Origin of the sequence: Xanthomonas sp. WHRI 7065 (genome assembly GCF_040203115.2) — a bacterium.
Lineage (GTDB): Bacteria > Pseudomonadota > Gammaproteobacteria > Xanthomonadales > Xanthomonadaceae > Xanthomonas > Xanthomonas arboricola.
On record NZ_CP168194.1, the window covers coordinates 3,176,143 to 3,197,456 of the forward strand.

The window sequence follows — 21,314 nt, forward strand, 5'->3', positions numbered from 1 at the left end:
CAGGTCAGCCCTTCAACGTATCGACTTCGGCCACATTGATCGTGCGGCGCGTGCGGAACAGAGTCACCAGGATCGCAAGGCCGATTGCAGCCTCCGCGGCGGCAACGGTCAGGATGAAGAACACGAACAGCTGACCGGCGGGGTCGCCAAGCTCGCGCGAGAACGCAATGAAGTTGACGTTGACCGACAGCAGCATCAGCTCGATCGACATCAGCAGCACGATGACGTTCTTGCGGTTGAGGAAGATGCCGGCCAGGGAGATGCAGAACAGCACCGCGCCCAGTCCCAGCAAGTGGCCCAAGGTAATCAAGACTTCGCCTCCTGTCCGTCGGCCGCATCCAGCTTCGGCGCGACCTGTACCGGCTTTTCAACCGCCATTTTGACCATGCGCAGACGATCGCCCGCCTTCACCCGCGACTGCTCGCCCGCATTCTGGTGCTTGATGCCGGTGCGCTTGCGCAGGGTCAGCATCACCGCGGCCACCACGGCCACGGTCAGGATCACCGCGGCGAACTCGAACGGCAGCAGGAACTGGGTGTAGAGGGTCTTGGCCAGCCAGGTCAGGTTCGACACGTCGGCGGCCTGCGCGGCGGCGTTATCGGCCGGGAACGGTGCGGCACTGCGCGCCTTGACCCCGATCAGGGTGACCATCTGCGCCAGCATAGCAACCGCCACGATGACACCGACCGGCATGTACTTGACCCACCCTTCGCGCAGGCGGCTGGTGTCGATGTCCAGCATCATCACCACGAACAGGAACAGCACCATCACCGCGCCGACGTAGACCAGCACCAGCGTCACGCCGAGGAACTCGGCGCCGACCAGCAACCAGATGCATGCCATCGAGAAGAAGGTGAGGATCAGGCACAACACGGCGTACACCGGGTTGCGCACGCTGATCACCGCACCGGCGGACACGACCGCGACGGCGGAGAAGGCGTAGAAAGCAATAGTGACCCAGTCCATCATGACCTCAACGGAAGGCGGCATCGGCAGCGCGACGCTCGGCGATCTCGGTTTCAAACCGGTCTCCGATCGCCAGCAGCTGCGGCTTGTTGACAATGTTCTCGCCACGCTTCTCGAAGTGGTACTCGAGGATGTGCGTCTCGACGATCGAGTCCACCGGGCAGCTTTCTTCGCAGAAGCCGCAGAAGATGCACTTGAACAGATCGATGTCGTAGCGCGTGGTGCGGCGCGAGCCGTCCTCGCGTTTGGCCGAGTCGATGGTGATCGCCAGCGCCGGGCACACCGCTTCGCACAGCTTGCAGGCGATGCAGCGCTCTTCGCCGTTGGGATAGCGACGCAATGCATGCAAGCCACGGAAACGCGGCGACTGCGGGAACTTCTCCATCGGATACAGCACGGTGTACTTGGGCTTGAACGTGTATTTCAACGTCAGCCATAGGCCGCCTAGCAGTTCGAGCAGGAGCAGGCTTTTGAAGTAATGGGTGATCTTGTTCATCAGTTACACGCCCTTCTGGATCACGCCGTAAAACACCATCAACGCCGTCACTGCGATCCACACGATCGTGAGCGGAATGAACACCTTCCAGCCCAGACGCATGATCTGGTCATAGCGGTAGCGCGGGAAGCTGGCACGGAACCAGATGTAGGCGCTGGCGAAGAAGAACACCTTCATCAGCAGCCACGGCCAACCGCCCTTCCACAACCAGTCGATCCACGGCGAGATATCCGCGTTGACCCAACCCTGGATCGGGCTCAACCAGCCGCCGAGGAAGAAGATCGAGATCAGGAAGCTGACCAGGATCATGTTGGCGTATTCGGCCAGGAAGAACAGCGCGAACGCACCGCCCGAGTACTCCACCATGTGACCGGCGACGATTTCCGATTCGCCTTCCACCACGTCGAACGGCGCGCGGTTGGTTTCGGCGACGCCCGACACCCAGTACACGATGAACAACGGGAACAGCGGAATCAGGAACCAGTCGAAGAAGCCGGAGCTGCCCGCCTGCGCGAACACGATCTGGCTCAGGTTGACGCTGCCGGAGGCGATCATCACGCCGACCAGCGCAAAGCCCATCGCAATTTCGTAGCTGACCACCTGCGCGGCCGAGCGCATCGCACCCAGGAACGCGTACTTGGAGTTGGACGCCCAGCCGGCCAGGATGATGCCGTACACGCCCAGCGAGGTCATCGCCAGCAGATACAGCAAACCGACGTTGGCGTTGGACAGCACCAGCTGCGCGTCGAACGGCACCACCGACCAGGCCGCGAAGGCCGGTGCCAGGGTCAGCAAAGGCGCGATGATGAACATCGCCTTGTGCGAGCTGCTCGGTTGCACGATCTCCTTGAACAGGAGTTTGAACACGTCGGCGAAGGCCTGGAAGATGCCCATGCCCACGTACATCGGCCCGTGACGCACGTGCATCCAGCCGATCAGCTTGCGCTCCCAGACCACGTAGAAGGCCACCGACACGATCACCGGCACGGTGATCAGCAGGATCTTCAGCACGGTCCACAGCACCACGCCGCCATCGCCCAGACCGACAAACCACTGGTGCAAGGGATCGACCAGGTTCAACAGCAATTCGTTCATGCAGCCACCACCGTTACACGACCGGCACCGAGCGGCGCGGTTGCGCCATGGCCGGATTCGATCCACACCGTGCCCGGTGCGACGCGCTTGTCCAGCACTACCGGCAACGTCGCCTTACCGGCGTCGGTACCGACCTTGACCATCTGACCAGCGCCGACCTGCAACTGCGCAGCCTGCTCCGGATGCATCGCCACACACGGCGCGATGTTGAGCGGATGCGATTGCAGCGCGGCGGCGCGACGCACCACCGCATCGGTGCGATAGATCGCAGCGGTGGCGGCAACTTCCAGCCCGTCGCTGCTCGCAGCCGGCTGTGCCGAGGCGACAGGGCTGACGGAACGGTTCTGCATGCCGGCACGCAGGCCGACCAGATCGATGAATTCGAAACCGGCCAGACCCAGTTCGCCACCAAGTGCACGCAGTACGCGCCAACCTTCGCGGGCTTCGACCGGCAGGCGACCGGCGGCACGTGCGGTCTGCACGCGGCCATCCAGATTGGTCAGCGATGCGTCGATTTCCGGCAGCGCACCGATCGGCAGGATCACATCGGCCACGTCGCGCGTCGAGGCACAGGCAAACTGGCTGAACGCGACCACCTTGGCACCCGCCAAGGCGCTGCGTGCAGCGGCGGCATCGGCGAAATCCAGACCCGGCTCGATGCCATACAGCACGTAGGCCTGGCGCGGCTGCGCCAGCATGCCGGCGACATCGCGTGCGGTCGGCAGCACACCCTGCGACACCAGACCGACCGCGTTCGCACCCTGCGGGATGCGGCACAGCGAGGCGCCGGTTGCAGCGGCAAAGTCGCGTGCAGCGGCACGCAATGCGGCAGCCTGCGGGTGGTTTTCAGCCAGTGCGCCGACCACGATCACGGCGCGCGTGGCGCCCTTGACCGCATCGCGCAACGCCGCATCGTCCAGGGCACCGGCCAGCTGCGACGGCGCAACGACCGTGCGGCTTGCCTGGGTGAAGGCAAAATCGAAATCGACCGGGTTGACCGAGTGGATCTTCGTCCCGTTCTGGATGCTGGCCTTACGCAGGCGGGCATGCAGCAACGGCAGCTCGTGACGTACGTTGGTGCCGAACAGCACCACCACATCGGCGCGCTCGATCTCGGCCAGCGGCGTGGCAAACGCTTGGGCCACCGCGGCATCGGAGAAATCACGGTTGAGCAGGCGGTGATCCAGATTGCCGCTGTTCAGGCCTTCGGCCAGACGTGCGAGCAAGGCGCCCTCTTCGTTGGAGGTGGACGGATGCACCAGCACACCGAGCTGATCGCCGGCGTTGTCACGCAGGATCTGCGTCGCGGCGGCCAGACCTTCGGCCCAGCTTACCTCGGTCCACTGCCCGTTGAACTTCTTCAGCGGCTTGACCGCACGGTCTTCGGCATACAGGCCCTGATGCGAATAACGATCGCGATCGGACAGCCAGCACTCGTTGACCGCCTCGTTCTCGCGCGGCACGGTGCGCAGCACTTCGCCGCGACGCACGTGCAGGAACAGATTCGAGCCCATCGCATCGTGGTAGCCGAGCGACTCGCGCGCCATCAGCTCCCACGGACGCGCACGGAACTGGAACACCTTGTTGGTCAGCGCGCCGACCGGGCAGACGTCGATGACGTTGCCGGAGATTTCGGTGGTCAGCGGCTTGCCGTCGTAGGTGCCGATCTGCAGGTTCTCGCCGCGATACATGCCGCCCAGCTCGTAGGTGCCGGCAATGTCTGCAGTGAAACGCACGCAACGGGTGCACTGGATGCAACGGGTCATTTCGGTGGCAACCAGCGGACCGATGTCCTCGTCCGGCACCACGCGCTTGCGCTCGTTGAAGCGGCTGACCGAACGGCCGTAACCCAGCGACACGTCCTGCAGTTCGCACTCGCCGCCCTGATCGCAGATCGGGCAGTCGAGCGGATGGTTGATCAGCAGGAATTCCATCACGCTGCGCTGGTACTTCAGCGCCTTTTCGCTACGCGTGGTGACCTTCATGCCGTCCATCACCGGCGTGGCGCAGGCAGGCGACGGCTTCGGGGATTTCTCGACGTCCACAAGGCACATGCGGCAGTTCGCCGCGATCGGCAGCTTCTCGTGGTAGCAGAAGCGCGGGATCGGGATGCCGGCCTTGTCGGCCGCCTGGATGATCATCGAACCCTTCGGCACCACCAGGGACTGGCCGTCGATCTCGACGGTGACATGATCCGGTGGCACGTTCGGGTTCACTGGTTGGGCGCTCATGCGGCCACTCCGACGTGCGTGTCGACGATCGAACGACCGTTGACGATGTAGTACTCGAACTCGTCCCAGAACTGGCGCAGGAAGCCTTGGATCGGCCACGCCGCCGCTTCGCCGAAGGCGCAGATGGTGTGTCCTTCGATCTGGCCGGCAACGGTGCGCAGCTGATGCAGGTCTTCCATCGTCGCCTTGCCGGCGACGATGCGCTCCAGCACGCGGTGCATCCAGCCGGTGCCTTCGCGGCACGGGGTGCACTGGCCGCAGGATTCCTTGTGGAAGAACTGCGAGATGCGGCAGGCGAAGCGCACGCAGCACACGCTGTCATCCAGCACCACGATCGCACCCGACCCCAGGCCGGTGCCGAGCGCACGCAAGGTGTCGTAGTCCATCTGCAGCCCGGCGACCTGGTCGGCCTTCAGCACCGGCATCGACACGCCGCCAGGCACCACGCCCTTGAGCTTGCGGCCCGGACGCAGGCCACCGGCCATTTCCAGCAGTTCGTCGAAGGTGGTGCCGAGCGGCACTTCGAAATTGCCGCCCTTCTGCACGCAGCCGGACACCGAGAAAATCTTCGGGCCGCCGTTCTTGGTCTTGCTCAACCCCAGGAACCATTCCGGGCCGTTGCGAATGATCGCCGGCACCGACGCGTAGGTCTCGGTGTTGTTGATGGTGGTCGGCTTGCCGTACAGGCCGAAGTTGGCCGGGAACGGCGGCTTGTAACGCGGCTGGCCCTTCTTGCCTTCCAGCGATTCCATCAGCGCGGTTTCTTCGCCGCAGATGTAGGCGCCGGCACCCAGCGCACCGTAGATATCGATATCCACGCCGCTGCCGAGGATGTTCTTGCCCAGCCAGCCGTTGGCATAGGCATCGGCCAGCGCCAGCTCGAAGTTCTCGAACGGCTCGTGGTGGAACTCGCCACGCAGATAGTTGTAGCCCACGGTCGAGCCGGTGGCGTAGCAGGCGATCGCCATGCCCTCCACCACCGAGTGCGGGTTGTAACGCAGGATGTCGCGGTCCTTGCAGGTTCCCGGCTCGGATTCGTCCGAGTTGCACAGGATGTACTTCTGCATCGTGCCCTTGGGCATGAACGACCACTTCAGGCCGGTCGGGAAGCCCGCGCCGCCACGGCCGCGCAGGTTGGACGCCTTGACCATCTCGATGACGTCGGCCGGCGCGATCTTCTCTTCAAGGATCTTGCGCAGCGCGGCGTAGCCACCAGTTTTCAGATAGCTCTCGTACGACCACGGGGTGTCGTAGTGCAGCGTCGTGTAGACGACCTGATGCGGCAACGGCGCCGGACCGACCGGGCCTGAGGGTGCGTGATGATGTGCCATGTCTTACTCCAGCCCGTCCAGCAGCGCGTCGACCTTCTCTTTCGTCAGGTGCTCGTGGTAATGGCCGTTGATGACCATCATCGGCGCTGCAGAGCAGGCCGCCAGGCACTCTTCTTCGCGCTTGAGGTAGACGCGGCCATCGGCCGTCGACTGCCCCAGCTTGCAACCCAGTTTCTTCTCCGCGTGCGCCAACAGATCTTCGGCGCCGTTGAGCCAGCAGCTGATGTTGGTGCAGAACGCCACGTTGTGGCGGCCGACCTTCTCGGTCTCGAACATCGAGTAGAAGCTGGCGACCTCGTAGGCCCACACCGGCGGCAGGTCCAGATACTTGGCCACGCCGACAATCAGCTCGTCGGTCAGCCAGCCCTGGTTCTGCTCCTGCGCAGCGTGCAAGCCCTGCAGCACGGCCGAACGCTTGCGATCAGGCGGAAACTTGCTCAACCAGTGATCGATGTGCGCGCGCGTCTTGTCGCTCAGCACCACCTGCGGATCGACGTCGCGCGCCGCCTCGAAATTACCCGTCGCCTTCATCGGTCAACCTCACCGAAAACCAAATCGTAAGTACCGATCATCGCCACGACGTCGGCCAGCAGATAGCCACGCACCACCGCGTCCATCGACGACAGATGCGCAAAGCCCGGCGCGCGCAGATGCACGCGGAACGGCTTGTTGGCGCCATCGGACATCAGGTAGCAGCCGAACTCGCCCTTGGGCGCTTCGACCGCGCAATAGGTTTCGCCGGCCGGCACGCAGTAGCCTTCACTGAACAGCTTGAAGTGATGGATCAGCGCTTCCATGTCGTCCTTCATGCCTTCGCGGCTTGGCGGAGCGACCTTGAAATTGGTGACCATGACCGGGCCGGGGTTGGCCTTCAGCCACTTCACGCATTGCTTGATGATGCGGTTGGACTCGCGCATCTCGGCCACGCGTACCAGATAGCGGTCGTAGCAATCGCCATTGGTGCCGACCGGCACGTCGAACTCCACCGCGTCGTACTTGGCGTACGGCTGCTTCTTGCGCAGGTCCCATTCGATGCCCGAGCCACGCAGCATCGGGCCGGTCATGCCCCAGGCACGCGCCAGATCCGGGCTGATGATGCCGACGTCGACGGTACGCTGCTTCCAGATACGGTTATCGGTCAGCAGCGTCTCGTACTCGTCCACACGCGACGGGAACGTATTGGTGAAATCCTCGAGGAAGTCCAGCATCGAGCCTTCGCGCGCTGCATTGAGCTTCTTCAGTGCCCCGCCCTTGTGCCAGCGGGATTCCTTGTACTTGGGCATGCGATCGGGCAGATCGCGATACACGCCGCCGGGACGGTAGTAGGCAGCGTGCATGCGCGCACCACTGACCGCCTCGTAGACGTCCATCAATTCTTCGCGCTCGCGGAACGCGTACAGCATCACCGCCATCGCGCCCAGGTCGAGCGCGTTGGAACCGACCCACATCAGGTGGTTCTTGATGCGGGTGATCTCATCGAACATGGTGCGGATGTAGTGCGCACGCTCGGGCACTTCGATGCCCATCAGGGACTCGATCGCGCGCACGTAGGCGTGCTCGTTGCACATCATCGACACGTAATCCAGGCGGTCCATGTACGGAACCGACTGGTTGAACGGCTTGGATTCGGCCAGCTTCTCGGTGCCACGGTGCAGCAGGCCGATATGCGGATCGGCACGCACCACGGTCTCGCCGTCCATTTCCAGGATCAGGCGCAGCACGCCGTGCGCCGCAGGATGCTGCGGGCCGAAGTTCATCGTGTAATTGCGGATTTCCTGCTTGCTTTCGACAGGATTGCTCGCGAAGGCATCGGTTGCCTGGCGGAACTCACTCACTTGGCGGTCTCCGACTTGCCCACTTCACCAGCGGCAGTCTCATAACGGGCATCGTCGCGGATCACGCGCGGCACACCGACGCGCGGCTCGACCGAGGTCACCGGCTCGTACACGACACGCTTGCGCTCATCGTCGTAACGCACTTCGACGTTGCCGATCAGCGGGAAATCCTTGCGGAACGGATGGCCGACAAATCCGTAGTCGGTCAGGATGCGGCGCAGGTCCGGATGGCCATCGAAGACGATGCCGAACAGGTCGAAGGCTTCGCGTTCGAACCAGTTCACGCCGGGCCAGATATCGGTCAACGACGCCACCACCGGCACCTGCTCGTCCGGTGCGTAGCAACGCACGCGCAGACGCTGGTTGTGCTGGTAGGAGATCAGCTGCGCGACCACCGCAAAACGCTGCTTGGGCATGTGCTGCGGATGGGCGCCGTCGGAACTTTCCTGGCTGGGAAATTCGCCCCAGGCGAAACGACCGACGGCCTTGCCCTCGACGCCGCGGCTGAAGCCCTGCGACGACACGTCGGCGGTATCCCACTCGTCGCTGCCGTAGCCCAGGTAATCGACGCCGCACAGGTCGCTGAGTTGCTCGAAACCGAGCTCGTCACGCAGGGCCAGACAGGTGGCGTGCCAATCGGCCGCAGCGACTTCCAGCGTCACTTCGCCGCGCGGCAATGCCACGGCGATCTGCGCACCGGCGAAACGTGCCGCAAGTCGGTCAGTGAAGGAAGATGCTTGCTCTGCCATGGGGGCTTGGCTGCTCTCAGTAGAAGAAGACGGGTGTCAGCGCGCGATGGTCTGGGTACGCCAGATCTTCTTCTGCAGCTGCAGGATGCCGTATACCAGCGCCTCGGCGGTCGGCGGGCAACCGGGGACGTAGATGTCCACCGGCACGATGCGATCGCAACCGCGCACCACCGAATACGAATAGTGATAGTAGCCGCCGCCATTGGCGCAGCTACCCATCGAGATGACCCACTTCGGGTCCGGCATCTGGTCGTAGACCTTGCGCAGCGCCGGGGCCATCTTGTTGACCAGCGTGCCGGCCACGATCATCACGTCGGACTGGCGCGGCGACGGGCGGAACACCACGCCGTAGCGGTCCAGATCCAGACGCGCGGCGCCGGCATGCATCATCTCGACCGCGCAGCAGGCCAGGCCGAAGGTCATCGGCCACATCGAGCCGGTGCGCGCCCAGTTCAGCAGCGCATCGACGCTGGTGGTCACGTAGCCCTTCTCGAGCAGCGGGTTTTCGCCTTCCGGGCGCAGGATGTCTTCCACCCGGCCTTCCGGCATCGGGTTGGTCATCAGACGATCCAGGGTCTGAATCACTCCCATTCCAGCGCTCCCTTCTTCCACACGTAGATAAAGCCGAGGAACAACATGCCAACGAACAGACCCATGGTGACCAGCGAACGTGCGCCGATCTCCATGAACACCTGTGTCCACGGCACGATGAAGATGATTTCCAGATCGAACACGATGAACTGGATCGCGATCAGGTAGTAGCGCACGTCGAACTTCATGCGCGCGTCTTCGAAGGCTTCGAAGCCACACTCGTAAGGCGAGAGCTTGCGCGGGTCCGGACTACGCGGACCGAGGAATCGACCGACCAGCATCAGCACGATGCCGATACCGGTGGCGACGATCAGAAACAGCAGACTCGGCAAATATTCGGCCAGCACAGCGATTCTCTCTTGCCTCTGCCCGCACGCGCCGCGTGCCGGCATGGGGTATAGGCAGACCCCGCGCGCGACCAGCGATGCGCAGGAACTGCAGCCAAACAATGGTGCCCAAGAGGGGACTCGAACCCCTACGACCTAAGTCGCTACCACCTCAAGGTAGTGCGTCTACCAATTCCGCCACCTGGGCATACGTTGCGCCGCTGGACATCCCAGTGCGCAGCGTATTGTAACCGGCTTCAGCGTTTTTGTGCTGGTTCTGAAGCGTTTTCTTCGCGTGCCGCGGGCACCTGCTGTGCCGGTGCGGACTGCGCCGGCGTTGCAGCCGGAGTTGCGGCAGGCACTGGCTGCGAAGGAGCGGTCGGCACTGCGCCGGCGGCCGGCGCCTGCGGCAATGGCTGAGTCAGCTCGCCCGCAGCGGCGGGCGCCGGGGTGGCCGACTGCGACATCACGCCCAGGTTCTGGTCGGTCGGACGTGCGCCGTGGGTGGCATACCACGCCATGAACAGGCTGATGCTGAAGAACACCACCGCCAGCCACTTAGTCGATTTGGACAGGAAGTTCGACGCACCCTGCGAGCCGAACACGGTGCCCGACGCGCCGGCGCCGAAGCCAGAACCGGCTGCCGCACCCGCACCACGCTGCATCAGGATCAGCGCAATCATCGCCAGCGCGACCAGCACGTAGACCACATTGAGGATCAACATCAGCATTTCGAAATCCGTCCCCGGACAAAACTTAATGGGTTAACAAGCGGCCGCCGCACGCGCGATGGCCAGGAAATCCTCGGCGACCAGCGAGGCGCCTCCGACCAGCCCGCCATCGACGTCGGGCTGCGCAAACAGCTCGCTGGCGTTATCGGGCTTGACACTGCCCCCGTACAGGATGGGCAGAGAATCGGCGATTCTAGCATCCGCCTTCGCGACTTCGCCACGCAGGAACGCGTGCACCGCCTGCGCCTGCTCCGGGCTGGCGGTGCGGCCGGTGCCAATGGCCCAGATCGGCTCGTAAGCGAGTACGGCGCGGGCAAAGCCCGCGCTGCCCACCAGCGCCAGCACCGGCTCGAGCTGGGCGCGCAGCACCGCCTCGGTCTGGTCGGCCTCGCGCTGCTCCAGCGACTCGCCCACACACAGCATCGGGACCAGGCCGGCATGCATGGCGGCGGCGAATTTATGCGCCACCAGCTCGCTGCTCTCACGATGGTACTGGCGCCGTTCGGAGTGGCCGACCAGCCCGTACTCGGCGCCGACATCGACCAGCATCGTGGCCGAGACTTCCCCGGTGTAGGCGCCCTTCTCGTTACTGCTGACGTCCTGGGCACCGAAACACAGATGGTGCTCCTCGAAATCCTCGATCAGGTCGCCCAGGTAAGGCAGTGGCGGCAGGATGACGACATCGACACCCTCCAGGGGCATGTGTGCGGCGATCTGGGCCACCAGTTCGGTGGCGAAGGCGCGGCTGCCATGCAGCTTCCAATTTCCGGCAACGATCTTTCGACGCATCAGGCGCAGGTTCCTGAGTGGAAGACAGGCGACAGAATAGCCCATGCCCTGTCGGCAGCCGGCACACTTCTGTCCGTTGCCTGTCCTCCCCCTCCTCCAGCAGGAACCTGCCATGTCCGTTTTGCCTGTCTTCGCGCTGGTCACCGGCGCCTCCAGCGGCATCGGCCGCGAGATTGCGCGTGCCTACGCGAGGCGTGGCGTGCCGCTGATCCTGACCGCGCGCCGGGTCGACCGGCTGCAGGCGCTGGCCGAGGAGTTGCGGCCCTTGGTGCGGGTGGAAGTGGTGCCGGCCGATCTGGGCGATCCCGCCGCGGTCGAAGCATTGGTTGCGCAGATCCAGCGCAATGGCTGGACGGTGGGCACCCTGGTCAACAACGCCGGCTACGGCGTGCCGGGCCGCTATCTGCACAACGACTGGGCCACGCATGCACGCTTTCTGCAGGTGATGGTGGGCGCGGTGTGCGAACTGACCTGGCGGCTCTTACCGATGATTCGTGCCAGCGGCCAGGGCCGCATCCTCAATGTGGCCTCGTTCGCCGCACTGACGCCGAGTGCCGACGGGCAGACGCTGTACGCAGCCAGCAAGAGCTTCCTGCTGCGCTTCAGCGAATCGCTGGCACTGGAGAACGCCGACTGCGCGGTCAAGGTCTGCGCGCTGTGTCCCGGCTTTGCCTGGTCGGAGTTTCACGATGTCACCGGCACCCGCGCGGCGATGTCCACCCTGCCCCGCTGGGCGTGGCTGCAGGCCGACGACGTGGCCAAGTACGGCATTGCCGCGCTGGAACGCGGCCAGGTACTGGCCGTGCCGGGATGGCGCTATCGCCTGATCAATACGGTCTTGCGCGTGGTGCCGCATGCGCTCGCACTGCGCCTGATGGCGCGCGGATCGCAGCGGGTGCGTCCGTTGCAGTAAGGCGGCGGCGCATCGGCTGCCTGCAGCGTCTTGCCTGCGCAGCCACACACCCGTGACCGCGCGCCGCTTGCAACTGCCAGCTTGTCCGTTGCCATGGTCACCACCGATACCGGCCGCGGCCTCCCTCCTGTCTGCGGCGCAGGGCGACTGGCAATACGTCGCGAGCGGACGTCGGATGCTGTGAACGGCCCTGCCCAGGGCCGCAGTCCGTGGCTAGAAACATGTTGTCACGAGCAGCGACCAGGCGCGCCCATCGCTGCGCGTAGCAGCGGTGCGACAGCCTCAGTGATTGACGATTTCGCCGTGCATGGCCGCCAGCCGCGCCAGCAGACGGTTCTGCGTGCGGCGCGGAATCTTGCGCTGATCCATCGCCCAGTTCAGATCCTCCACCAGCGCATTGAAGTCGCCTTCGCGAATGGCCAGGTGCGCGTGCGCCTGCTGCATCGACTTGGCGGTATCCGGGCACGGGCCGTCGGCGACATGGCAGAACTTCTGCACCAGGCGCTCGTTGAGCATCTCGATGTTGACGCGCGCGAACTTGTCGACGATGCGTTGGTCGTCGGCGATGCGCGACAACATGGTTTCCACCAGCGCTTCGATCCCGGCCTGCCCGCCGAGTTCATCGTAGAGCGTGGGGCGCGGTTGCGTGGTGGTGCAGGCACTCATCAGCGCCAGCATGCACAGCAAGGGCCAGCGCAGCCGTCGATTCATCAGAACGCCACCTGCAGGGAAAGATAGGGACCGCGTTGGTCGGTGAGCGTGGCGATGTCGCCTAGCTCGGCCCAGGCCGCAGTCAGGGACACATGCTTGCTGGGAAACCAGGCCACGAATGCATCCGCCCAGGCCTGCTCGCGGGCGAAGCCGAGGTTGTCAGGCTTGTCGCGATATTCCACGCCGATCACCCACGCCGGCGACAGCACGACGGCGGCGCTGGCTTCGCCAACCAGCCGATAGGCGTTGCGGCGATCGCCGCCGAAACCGAGCAAGCCGGTCTGATTGGCGCGGGTCGCACGCAAGGTGCCGTTGAGCAGCAGTTGATAGCCGCCCGCGGCCTGCAGAAATAACCGGCTGGCACTGACATAGACGTCGGTGCCGTGATCGTCGCGCGCGCCGATCGCCAGCGGCAGCGTGCCATTGCGCAGGCGTTTGTACTGCACGCCCACGCTGACCTGCGGCGCATGTCCGTAGACCAGATCGCCGTAGACCCGCAGCTTGGCGCCGAACACGTCCTGGCCAAGCGCATTCCATGGCAGGCCCAGCCGGTCCTGCAGGGTGCCCAGATCCAGCCGTTGCCGCGCCAGCGAAAGTTCCAGCCGGTTGCCGACCGTCAGCGCGGCACCCTGCACGTCGAGCCGGTAATCGCCGCTGTCCACATGCGTGGCGAACAGCACGCTGCCCAGTTCGTCGCGGGTGCCGTAGCCCGACAGCGTGGCCCACGGCACGATGCCGCCACCGCTGCTGCCTTCGATCATCGACACGCCACCGGTGGCGAGCAGGCGCCCGTCGCCGGCGATCGCCGACGCGGGCGCGCTGGCCAGCCCGGCCAGTGCCGCAGACAGCAGCGCGCCCCGCCATTTGCTCATCGATGCACTCCTGCCTGCGCCGCCGGCGCCAGATCGAGTTGCCGCATGCACCAGGCGACCAGCGGCACTTCTTCCAGTGGCGGCGAATACAGATAGCCCTGCACCATGTCGCAGCCATAACCGCGCAGCAGCCCCAGCGCGGTGGCGTTCTCCACGCCTTCGGCGATCACGCTCAAGCCCAGGTTGTGCCCCAGATCGATGGTGCTGCGCACGATGAACGCATCGTCGGTGCCCTCGGCCAGCTGCATGACAAAACTCTTGTCGATCTTCAATTCGTTCACCGGCATGCGCTTGAGTTGCGCCAACGAGGAATAACCGGTGCCAAAGTCGTCGATGGACAGGCGCACGCCGACGCTGCGCAGCTGATGCAGCATGTGCAGCGCGGATTCGACATCGCGCATCAGCGCGCTTTCGGTCAGTTCCAGCGTCACCGACTGCGCCGGCACCGCGTGATGTTCCAGACGGCCACGTACGTAATCGGGCAGGCCGGGGTCGGACAGATCCAGTGCGGAGAGATTGATCGCCATGCCCAGTTCCAGCCCCTGCCTGCGCCATTGCGCCTGGCAGCGCAGCGCCTCGTCCAGCACGAAGCGGGTCAAGGGATGGATCACGCCGGAATGCTCGGCCAGCGGAATGAATTCGTCCGGGCCGATCGCCCCGAGCACCGGATGCTGCCAGCGCACCAGCACCTCGACCTGTTCGACGCGATCGTTGCGCAGGCAGATCTTGGGCTGGAAGCGCAGGGTCAGCTCGTTGCCGCCGATGGCCTGGCGCAGATCACCGGTCAGGCGCAGCCGGCGCAGATGCTGCTCATCCTGGCCCAGGCGGTACACGCTGGCGCCGACGGTGGTGACGTTGCCGCCCTGGCGACGCGCGATGTCCGCGCGCCGCAACAAGGTGTCCGGATCGGCGCCGTGTTCGGGAATCAGGGCGATGCCGATGCTGGCTTCCAGCTGGATGCGCGCCTGCGGCAGCGCCAGCGGGCGGCGCAACTGCAGCAGCAAGCGCTGTGCATCCTGCTGCACGGTGGTGACATCGGTCTGCGCCACCACCACCATGAATTCGTCGCTGCCCAGCCGCCCGACGAGATTGGGTTCCTGGACCACGTCGGCAAGGCGGCGGCCTGCTTCGACCAGGACCTGGTCAGCGAAATCGTGGCCCAGGCTGTCGTTGAGTTCCTTGAAGCGTTCCAGATCCAGGATCAGCACTGCGGCCGTGCCGCCGGAGGCCACGGTCTGCTCCACCACGTCCTTCAACCGCTCCAGCAACCAGATGCGATTGGGCAGACCGGTCAGGGCATCGTGGCGCGCCTGATGCAGGATGTGCTGCTCGCGGCTGGCGATCTGCTGCTGCATGCGCCCGAAGCTGTCGGCCAACTCGGCCAGTTCGCGCCCCGAGGGCACCTCGACCGCGGTGTGGTAGTCGCCGCGCTGGATGCGCCGCGCTGCCTGCACCAGCTGCGCGACCGGCCTGCTGACGCTGCGCGCCAGGAAGATCGCCACACCCAGCGCCGCAGCCGTGGCCAGGCCCGCCAGCAGCAGGATGCGCAACTTGAGCACACGATAAGGCGCCACCGCGCGATCCAGCGAGGCCTGCAGCGCGACCCGCACATGGCTGTCGCCCTGGATCGACTGCAATTTGACCAGGTAACGCGACTCGGCCAGCGTCAACGCAACCGCGGCGCCCTGCGCGCGTTCGGCGGTCGGCAACTGCTGCGCGAACTCGGCGCGCGCGGCCGGCTCCAGCGTGGACGCCAGCACCCGCACCGGCGGACCATCGGTGAAGAAGGTCGCATCCAGCCCGGTAGTGGAACGGAAATCCTGCGCGAGACCGTCGCCGGATTCGTTGCCGATCGCGATCCAGCCCACCCGGCTCGGTGCCAGCACCTGCACCACCGCCAGCCGCACGATGCGTTGGTCCAGCGCGACCACGCCAACCGCACGCCCATCGCGCTGCGCCTGCCGCAGCAGGGTCTGCACTGCGCGCAGCTGTTCGGCTTGCGGCAGATCGGCAAGCCCGGTCAAAAATTCGCCATCCGGCGCCAGCAGCAGCGCGGTCTGCGCCGACATGCGCGCGGCGTGGTTGCGCAATGCCGATTGCATGGTCGGCACATCGCCGCTGGCCACGGCCGCGCGGAAACCGAAATCGTCGGCCAGCACCGAGGCCGACTGCAGCAGTTGTTCGTCGCGGCGCAGATTGATGCGTTGCCAGACGCGCTCGCCGATCTGCAGCTCTTCGCCGAGCTGCGCCTTGACGCTGCGCTCGGTGGCGACCTGCACCGCGATGAAGGTCAACGCCTGCGTGGCGAGCACGACCAGCACCAGAAACGCCGCGATGCGGGTATGCAGGCGCATGGCCTTCATGGCTTGGGCTTCTGCGGGTCGGCGCGGCGGAACTTGTCCTGCAGCGCGCGCACCCGCGCATCCGGAGGTGCCACCGCCGGTGCGGGGCCGCTGGTCTGCAAGGTCACGCGCCGTTGCACGGCCTCGCGCGCAAGCGCCACCGGCGCGGCGAGTGCGGCGCCCTTGATGCGCGGATGCCAGACCCGCAAGGTGTAGTTGCCTGCCGGCGCGTCCAGCTGCACGCGACCGTCGCTGCCGGTCTTGCCGAAATACGGTGTGTCCACCACCACGATATAGCCCAGCATCCAGTCGTGGATATTGCAGCCCACCGTCACCAGCCCAGCCTGGTCAAAGCGCACCGGCGCGGCAGTGCTGCCCTGGAACAGCGGCAACTCGAACCGCTTTGCGGCAGAGAACGAATAGACCTGATGGCGAATCTGGTCGTTGTTGGGAAACCGCACCAGGGTGCCGGTGCGCACCGCCAGCACCGCAGGCACGAACTGCGAATTGACCTGGTCCATCTCGACGGTTCTGGGCGCCCCGCCGGCGACCACCGGACGTGCCGGCTCCAGACTCACCACCGCATCGACCAACATGCCGTGGGCATCGACAACGGTGACGCTGAGCGGCGTCGCCGACGCATAGCTTGCGGCGCTGTACGCCAGCAACCCCGCAACCGGGCCGATCCGTTTGAACCACTGCGTCCGCATGCGCCCCCCAAGCCTAGTGCAATCGGCAGCGCACGCCAGGCGAGTCCGACGTCGCGCTAGCGATCAGACTGGGTTATCGGCTGAGGTGAATGCAAGCTTTAACCAGCCGCCAGCAGAATTTTATGAATCAAACTGTGGCGGAGGTCATTGCCGATGCTGCGAGCGCAGCCGTTGGCTGCGCTGTCGCGGCTGCGAACGGATTACTTCAGCTTGATTTCGCGCAGACGTTCTTCCAGAAAACCGTGCGCGGTAATCGGCTCGGGATAACGGCTCGGATTGTCGGCGGTGATGCACGAAGGCAGCACGTCGATCAGGAAATCCGGATTGGGGTGCAGGAAGAACGGCACCGAATAGCGCGGCTTGCGCGCCTGTTCGCCCGGCGGATTGACCACGCGGTGGATGGTGGACGGATACACGTGGTTGGTCAGGCGCTGCAACATGTCGCCGATGTTGACCACGATGGTGTCGGCGTCGGCAGTGAACGGCACCCACTCGCCATCGTTGGAGCGCACTTCCAGCCCGGCCGCGCTGGCGCCGACCAGCAAGGTGATGAAATTGATGTCGCCGTGCGCACCGGCGCGCACGTTGGGGATGTCGTCGCTGGTGATCGGCGGGTAGTGGATCGGCCGCAGGATCGAGTTGCCGTTGTTGGTCTTGTCGACAAAGTAGTCCTGCGGCAGGCCGATATGCAGCGCCAGTGCCGACAGCACGCGCGAGCCCAGGTGATCCAGCTGCTGGTACAGGCGATAGCCGCGCTCACGGAAGCCGGGGACTTCTTCGGGCCACAGGTTCGGTGCCATCACCGCGCGGTACGGCGAATCGTCCGCGATCTCGCGACCGATATGCCAGAACTCCTTCAGATCGAAATGCTTGGAATCCTTGGCGGTCTCCACGCCGAACGCGGTGTAGCCGCGCGCACCGCCGCTGCCTTCCACGTGATAGCGACGCTTGACCTCCTCGGGCAGTGCGAAGAACGCCTTGAACACGTCATACGCCGCGTCGATGTCGGCCTGCGCGATGCCGTGGTTGCGGATGCCGGCAAAGCCCCACTGCCGATAGGCCGCGCCGAGCTCGGCGACGAAGGCGTCGCGATCGCTGTCGAAACGGGTGATGTCCAGGGTCGGGATGCGGGCGCTCATACGGATATCTGCAGTTGAAGTCGGGAAGTCGAAAGGAAGGCCTGCCGCTCAGGACAGCAGGCGATACAACAGGTAGAACGTCGCGGCCTTGGCAAAGACCACGCACACACCAATGATCAGCGACTCACGCCGCGTCACGCACGGCTCCGGAAAGACGGTCGAGCGTGTCCTGCATCAGGCCGGCGTCGTCGGCTTCCACGGTCACGCGCACCACCGGCTCGGTACCGGACGGACGCAGGAACGCGCGCCCACGGCCCTGCACGGCGGCCTGCGCCTGCTGCAGCGCCTGCTGCACGCCGGCCGCCTCCACGATTGCCTTGGCCGCCCCGCCTCCCAGCCGCACATTGACGGTCTTCTGCGGCACCTTGCTCAGGCTGCTCAGGGCCTCGCGCAGGCTCTGCCCGTCGCGCCCCAGCGCCTCGAGCACCTGCAGCGCGCTGACGATGCCATCGCCGGTGGTGGCGCGATCCAGGCACAGCAGGTGGCCGGAGGTTTCGCCGCCCAACGTGCCGCCGCCCTCGACCAGGGCCTGGTGCACGTAGCGGTCGCCGACCTTGGCGCGCTGGAACGGGATGTTCAACCCGGCCAGCGCCTGTTCCAGACCGTAGTTGGTCATCAGCGTGCCGACCACGGTGCCGGTGAGCCGGCCGCTGGCCTGCCAGGAGCGGGCAAGCACATACAGCAGATCGTCGCCATCGACCGGGTTGCCCTGGTCGTCGGCCATCAGCACGCGATCACCATCGCCATCGAAGGCGATGCCGAGCTGCGCACCGCTCTCGCGCACCTTGGCGGCGAGGTTGTCGATATGGGTGGAGCCGACACCGGCATTGATATTGAGCCCGTCCGGTGCGGCACCGATGACGACCACGTCCGCACCCAGCTCGCGGAACAGCATCGGCGCGATGTGATAGGTCGCGCCATGCGCGCAATCCAGCACCATCTTCAGGCCGTGCAGGGTGAACCCGCGCGCCACGCTGGCCTTGCAGAATTCGATGTAACGGCCGATCGCATCACGGGTGCGGATCGCCTTGCCCAGGCGCTCCGATTCCACGGTGTGGAACGGCTCGTCCAGCGCGGCCTCGATCGCCGCTTCAGTGGCGTCGTCGAGCTTCTCGCCTTCGGCAGAAAAGAACTTGATGCCGTTGTCGTAATGCGGGTTGTGCGAAGCGCTGATTACCACGCCGGCGTCGGCACGCAGGGTGTTGGTCAGGAAGGCAATGGCCGGGGTCGGCATCGGGCCGATCAGCTGCACGTCGGCGCCGGCGGCGACCAGGCCGGCTTCCAACGCGGCTTCGAACATGTAGCCGGAGATCCGGGTGTCCTTGCCGATCAGCACCAGCGGGCGCTTGCTGCGGCCCTGGGTGAGTACCCGACCGAGCGCATTGCCCAGCCGCAGCACGAAATCGGCCGAGATCACGCCCTGCCCGACCCGACCGCGGATGCCGTCGGTTCCAAAATACTTGCGACTGCTCATGCGTTGCGGTGTTCCTGCCTACGGGTGGACGCACGCGCAGCGGCGCGTGCGACGGTGTCGCGCATGCGCGCAACCACTGGCCTCATGCGGCCGCGTCCTGCGGATGCGGCTGGCGCATCATCATCGCGGTCAGATCGGCGATGCGGTCGCGCAGGTCGCGGCGGTCGCAGATCTGGTCGATGGCACCGTGGTCGAGCAGGAACTCCGAACGCTGGAAGCCTTCCGGCAGGGTCTCGCGCACGGTCTGCTCGATCACGCGCGGGCCGGCGAAGCCGATCAGGGCATGCGGCTCGGCGATATTGATATCGCCCAGCATCGCGAACGAGGCCGACACGCCACCGGTGGTGGGATGGGTCAGCACCGAGATGTACGGCAGGCCGGCTTCGCGCAGGCGACCGAGCGCGGCGGAGGTCTTGGCCATCTGCATCAGCGAGAACAGGCCCTCCTGCATGCGCGCCCCGCCGCTGGCGGAAAAGCACACGAACGGGCAGCCGACTTCCAGCGCCACTTCGGCCGCGCGTGCGAAGCGCTCGCCGACCACTGAGCCCATCGAGCCGCCCATGAAGGCGAAGTCGAAGGCCGCGGCGACCAGTGGATTGCCCTTGAGCGTGCCGCGCATGGCGATCAGTGCGTCGTACTCGCCGCTGCTCTTCTGGCTGGCCTTGATGCGCTCGCCGTAGCGCTTCTGGTCCTTGAACTTCAGCACGTCGACCGGGCCCAGCTGAGCAGCGATCTCAGTGGTCGCGGTGTCGGGATCGAACAGCGAGTTCAGGCGCGCGCGCGCGCGGATCGCCATATGGTGATCGCACTTGGGACACACCTCGAGGTTCTCCTCGAGCTCGGGGCCGTACAGCGCGCTGCCGCAGTTGCTGCACTTCTCCCACAGGCCCTCGGGGACGCTGCGCTTCTTGGCCGGGGTGTTCTCGGTGCGGATGCCGGAAGGCATCAATTTGCTGAGCCAGCTCATGCGTGTATGACAATCCATGCAGGGCGGCCATGCGGGCCGCAGAGGGGCGACAGTCTAACGCGCCGGGAGAAAGCCGAGGTAGCGCGGAGGCTAAATGCAGGGCCGGCGGGCCCGGCCCGTGCCTGCCGCGCGGGCGCTTAAAGGCCTGCGCACCAGTGGCGCGCAGGCCGCGCCGTCTCCCCCTGCAGGAGAACGCGGCGTTGGTTTCAGGCCTGGTCGAGCGCCTGGCGCAGTGGGGCCAGGAAGGCTTCGGCGCGTTCGCGGGCGCTGCGGACGTCGGTGGCTTCGGCCAGCGCGGCGACCAGGGCGCTACCAACCACCACACCTTCGGCGTCGACGGCCATCGCGGCGGCGCTGGCGGCGTCCTTGATGCCGAAGCCGGCCACCACCGGAGCGCCGGCACGCCGACGCAGCTGGCGCAGGCGGTCGCTGGCGGCATGGGTGTCGAGCAGATTCGAGGCGCCGGTGACGCCGGCGAAGCTGACGTAGTACAGATAGCCCTGGGCGCTGCTGCACAACATGTCCAGGCGCTGCTCGCTGGTGGTCGGCGAGGCCAGCGCGATCAGGGCCAGGCCGACCTCGGTGAAGATGGTGCGGGTCTCGGCCGCCTCTTCGGGCGGCAGATCGACCAGGAGCAGGCCATCCACACCGGCAGCGACGGCGGCTTCGGCGAAGCGCCGGGTGCCGTGGATCTCGATCGGGTTGAGGTAACCCATCAACACAACCGGTGTGGTGGCGTCTTCGCGGCGGAATTCCTGCACCGCCTCCAGAACATAGGCCAGGCCGGCACCACGGCCCAGCGCGCGCTCGGAGCTGCGCTGGATGGTGGGGCCGTCGGCCATCGGGTCGGAAAACGGCACGCCCAGCTCGATGACGTCGGCACCGGCACGTACCAGCGCGTGCATGACCGGCACGGTGGCTTCCAGCGACGGGTCGCCGGCGGTGATGAAGGGGATGAGCGCCTTGCGGCCATCGGCGCGCAGGCGCTGGAATGTTTCGTCGATACGACGCATTGAAAGACCTTGCAAGAAAGTTAGAGGCGGTGC

22 protein-coding genes and 1 tRNA gene are annotated in these 21,314 nt (G+C 65.6%); 1 reads left to right on the forward strand and 22 read right to left on the reverse strand.

Annotated features, from left to right (window positions below):
- Nucleotides 1-4: 4 nt before the first annotated feature.
- The 14 genes from nuoK to tpiA all read right to left on the reverse strand — a co-directional run bounded on the left by nuoK (nucleotide 5) and on the right by tpiA (nucleotide 11,140).
- Nucleotides 5-310, reverse strand: coding sequence for an NADH-quinone oxidoreductase subunit NuoK (gene nuoK, locus ABQY64_RS13295; RefSeq protein WP_006450557.1), 306 nt, complete (start codon nucleotides 308-310; stop codon nucleotides 5-7).
- Entirely contained in the window at nucleotides 307-969 is a 663-nt protein-coding gene (locus ABQY64_RS13300; RefSeq protein ID WP_172837831.1) for an NADH-quinone oxidoreductase subunit J, read from the reverse strand. Before ABQY64_RS13300 ends, nuoK begins: the two co-directional genes overlap by 4 nt.
- A 4-nt stretch (nucleotides 970-973) precedes the next feature.
- Nucleotides 974-1,462 (reverse strand): NADH-quinone oxidoreductase subunit NuoI, encoded by a 489-nt coding sequence (nuoI, locus tag ABQY64_RS13305; protein WP_002810206.1) that lies wholly within the window; start codon nucleotides 1,460-1,462, stop codon nucleotides 974-976.
- A gap of 3 nt (nucleotides 1,463-1,465) precedes the next feature.
- Nucleotides 1,466-2,557: an NADH-quinone oxidoreductase subunit NuoH gene (gene nuoH, locus ABQY64_RS13310; protein ID WP_039522183.1), complete on the reverse strand. Its 1,092-nt coding sequence runs from the start codon at nucleotides 2,555-2,557 to the stop codon at nucleotides 1,466-1,468.
- Nucleotides 2,554-4,788: an NADH-quinone oxidoreductase subunit NuoG gene (nuoG, locus tag ABQY64_RS13315; RefSeq protein ID WP_349780104.1), complete on the reverse strand. Its 2,235-nt coding sequence runs from the start codon at nucleotides 4,786-4,788 to the stop codon at nucleotides 2,554-2,556. Before nuoG ends, nuoH begins: the two co-directional genes overlap by 4 nt.
- The gene (nuoF, locus tag ABQY64_RS13320; RefSeq protein ID WP_024937978.1) at nucleotides 4,785-6,119 is read right to left on the reverse strand and encodes an NADH-quinone oxidoreductase subunit NuoF; all 1,335 of its coding nucleotides are present in this window, start codon (nucleotides 6,117-6,119) and stop codon (nucleotides 4,785-4,787) included. Before nuoF ends, nuoG begins: the two co-directional genes overlap by 4 nt.
- Nucleotides 6,120-6,122: 3 nt before the next feature.
- On the reverse strand, nucleotides 6,123-6,650 hold the full coding sequence (nuoE, locus tag ABQY64_RS13325) for an NADH-quinone oxidoreductase subunit NuoE (protein WP_016902996.1): 528 nt from the start codon (nucleotides 6,648-6,650) through the stop codon (nucleotides 6,123-6,125).
- Nucleotides 6,647-7,954: an NADH-quinone oxidoreductase subunit D gene (locus tag ABQY64_RS13330; protein ID WP_016902995.1), complete on the reverse strand. Its 1,308-nt coding sequence runs from the start codon at nucleotides 7,952-7,954 to the stop codon at nucleotides 6,647-6,649. Before ABQY64_RS13330 ends, nuoE begins: the two co-directional genes overlap by 4 nt.
- Complete coding sequence (locus ABQY64_RS13335; RefSeq protein ID WP_024937980.1) at nucleotides 7,951-8,703, reverse strand: NADH-quinone oxidoreductase subunit C; 753 nt, start codon at nucleotides 8,701-8,703, stop codon at nucleotides 7,951-7,953. Before ABQY64_RS13335 ends, ABQY64_RS13330 begins: the two co-directional genes overlap by 4 nt.
- Nucleotides 8,704-8,739: 36 nt before the next feature.
- A complete protein-coding gene (locus ABQY64_RS13340; RefSeq protein WP_016944318.1) occupies nucleotides 8,740-9,294 on the reverse strand; it encodes an NADH-quinone oxidoreductase subunit B family protein in 555 nt (184 codons plus the stop codon).
- A complete protein-coding gene (locus ABQY64_RS13345; RefSeq protein WP_003485539.1) occupies nucleotides 9,285-9,641 on the reverse strand; it encodes an NADH-quinone oxidoreductase subunit A in 357 nt (118 codons plus the stop codon). The genes ABQY64_RS13340 and ABQY64_RS13345 overlap by 10 nt, the downstream gene beginning before the upstream one ends.
- A gap of 102 nt (nucleotides 9,642-9,743) precedes the next feature.
- Nucleotides 9,744-9,828 (reverse strand) — tRNA-Leu (locus ABQY64_RS13350).
- 49 nt (nucleotides 9,829-9,877) lie between these two features.
- Nucleotides 9,878-10,351 (reverse strand): preprotein translocase subunit SecG, encoded by a 474-nt coding sequence (gene secG, locus ABQY64_RS13355; RefSeq protein ID WP_024937981.1) that lies wholly within the window; start codon nucleotides 10,349-10,351, stop codon nucleotides 9,878-9,880.
- A 33-nt stretch (nucleotides 10,352-10,384) separates the two neighbouring features.
- Nucleotides 10,385-11,140: a triose-phosphate isomerase gene (gene tpiA, locus ABQY64_RS13360; protein WP_349780103.1), complete on the reverse strand. Its 756-nt coding sequence runs from the start codon at nucleotides 11,138-11,140 to the stop codon at nucleotides 10,385-10,387.
- Between the two features lie 112 nt (nucleotides 11,141-11,252).
- Here tpiA and ABQY64_RS13365 point away from each other — a divergent pair, with 112 nt between their 5' ends.
- Nucleotides 11,253-12,053, forward strand: coding sequence for an SDR family oxidoreductase (locus ABQY64_RS13365; protein WP_349780102.1), 801 nt, complete (start codon nucleotides 11,253-11,255; stop codon nucleotides 12,051-12,053).
- 282 nt (nucleotides 12,054-12,335) lie between these two features.
- On the opposite strand, the gene ABQY64_RS13370 is transcribed toward ABQY64_RS13365, so the two are convergent.
- The 8 genes from ABQY64_RS13370 to trpA all read right to left on the reverse strand — a co-directional run bounded on the left by ABQY64_RS13370 (nucleotide 12,336) and on the right by trpA (nucleotide 21,281).
- Nucleotides 12,336-12,764 carry a group 1 truncated hemoglobin gene (locus tag ABQY64_RS13370; RefSeq protein ID WP_104645204.1) on the reverse strand — a complete coding sequence of 143 codons (429 nt, stop codon included), beginning with the start codon at nucleotides 12,762-12,764 and terminating at the stop codon, nucleotides 12,336-12,338.
- A complete protein-coding gene (locus tag ABQY64_RS13375) occupies nucleotides 12,764-13,636 on the reverse strand; it encodes a DUF3034 family protein (protein ID WP_349780101.1) in 873 nt (290 codons plus the stop codon). The genes ABQY64_RS13370 and ABQY64_RS13375 overlap by 1 nt, the downstream gene beginning before the upstream one ends.
- A complete protein-coding gene (locus tag ABQY64_RS13380) occupies nucleotides 13,633-15,999 on the reverse strand; it encodes a bifunctional diguanylate cyclase/phosphodiesterase (RefSeq protein ID WP_104594381.1) in 2,367 nt (788 codons plus the stop codon). Before ABQY64_RS13380 ends, ABQY64_RS13375 begins: the two co-directional genes overlap by 4 nt.
- Entirely contained in the window at nucleotides 15,996-16,688 is a 693-nt protein-coding gene (locus ABQY64_RS13385) for a methylamine utilization protein (protein ID WP_349780100.1), read from the reverse strand. The genes ABQY64_RS13380 and ABQY64_RS13385 overlap by 4 nt, the downstream gene beginning before the upstream one ends.
- Before the next feature lie 200 nt (nucleotides 16,689-16,888).
- Nucleotides 16,889-17,827 (reverse strand): isopenicillin N synthase family oxygenase, encoded by a 939-nt coding sequence (locus ABQY64_RS13390; RefSeq protein WP_039816401.1) that lies wholly within the window; start codon nucleotides 17,825-17,827, stop codon nucleotides 16,889-16,891.
- A gap of 124 nt (nucleotides 17,828-17,951) precedes the next feature.
- Nucleotides 17,952-19,301: a phosphoglucosamine mutase gene (gene glmM / locus ABQY64_RS13395; protein WP_349780099.1), complete on the reverse strand. Its 1,350-nt coding sequence runs from the start codon at nucleotides 19,299-19,301 to the stop codon at nucleotides 17,952-17,954.
- An 82-nt stretch (nucleotides 19,302-19,383) separates the two neighbouring features.
- A complete protein-coding gene (gene accD / locus ABQY64_RS13400) occupies nucleotides 19,384-20,268 on the reverse strand; it encodes an acetyl-CoA carboxylase, carboxyltransferase subunit beta (RefSeq protein WP_016902982.1) in 885 nt (294 codons plus the stop codon).
- Nucleotides 20,269-20,474: 206 nt separating this feature from the next.
- On the reverse strand, nucleotides 20,475-21,281 hold the full coding sequence (gene trpA, locus ABQY64_RS13405) for a tryptophan synthase subunit alpha (protein ID WP_039522200.1): 807 nt from the start codon (nucleotides 21,279-21,281) through the stop codon (nucleotides 20,475-20,477).
- Nucleotides 21,282-21,314: the final 33 nt, after the last annotated feature.